Source organism: Mesorhizobium sp. M7A.F.Ca.CA.001.08.2.1 (genome assembly GCF_003998455.1).
Taxonomy (GTDB): domain Bacteria; phylum Pseudomonadota; class Alphaproteobacteria; order Rhizobiales; family Rhizobiaceae; genus Mesorhizobium; species Mesorhizobium ciceri.
This window is the reverse complement of sequence record NZ_RZPW01001313.1, coordinates 1-798: the sequence shown is the minus strand read 5'-3', so window position 1 is coordinate 798 and position 798 is coordinate 1. Positions and strand designations below refer to the sequence as shown.

Below are 798 nucleotides of genomic sequence, written 5' to 3'. Positions count from 1 at the left end.
GGCCTGTTGTGGTTGACCGGGCCGGGATAGCCCATCGAGACGACGTCGTAGGACAGGCCTTCGGCGAGCTCCTTCACGGTATCGATCATCTGTTGCGGCGTCAGCCCCGGCCCCGAATCGGCGCGGCGCTCCGCGCCGCCGGCGCTGGTGAGGATCTTGACGTGCGAGCCGCCGATGTCGATCGTGAGCACGATCTTTTCAGTATCTGGCGTCCCGGTGCCCGATGCTGGTTGCTTCACTGCCTTGGCCATCGCGTGGTTCCTCTCACTTCACCGGATCGATCCAGCCATTGGGTGGCCCGAACCCGGCCATGACGTCCGCCGGTCCCCATGTCAGCGGCTCGTAGAGGTGCGGCGGCGTGGTGTCGCCAAGCACCGGGCCGACGATGCGCCAGGCCAGTTCGCTGGCGTCCTGGCGGGTGAACAGCTGGCCGTTGCCGTTCATGGCGTCGCCTATCAAGCGTTCATAGGGCGGCATGTCGCCCTTCGAGTCGTCGAGCGCCGTCAGTTCGACTTGCTCGCCGATCATGTCGTCGCCCGGCGCCTTGCGCTGTGCTCCGATGGCGATCACCACCTGTGGGTCGATGCGGAAGCGGACGTAGTTCTGGTCGGCGGGCTTGATCGGATCGAAGACATCGAGCGGCGGCCGCTTCAGCCGCACCACCACTTCGGTGACATGCACCGGCATGTTCTTGCCGGCGCGGATGAAAAACGGCACGTCCTGCCAGCGCCAGGTGTCGACGAAGAAACGCACCGCCGCGAAGGTCTCGACGGGCGAGTTCGGCGCCACGCCGGGTTC

2 pseudogenes are annotated in these 798 nt (G+C 66.2%); both read right to left on the bottom strand.

Going from position 1 to position 798, the window contains the following annotated elements:
• Window positions 1-251, bottom strand: a pseudogene (locus tag EN914_RS37070) (ROK family protein); the annotation flags it as partial.
• Window positions 252-264: 13 nt separating this feature from the next.
• A pseudogene (locus EN914_RS37065) lies at window positions 265-798 on the bottom strand (glucose-6-phosphate dehydrogenase); the annotation flags it as partial.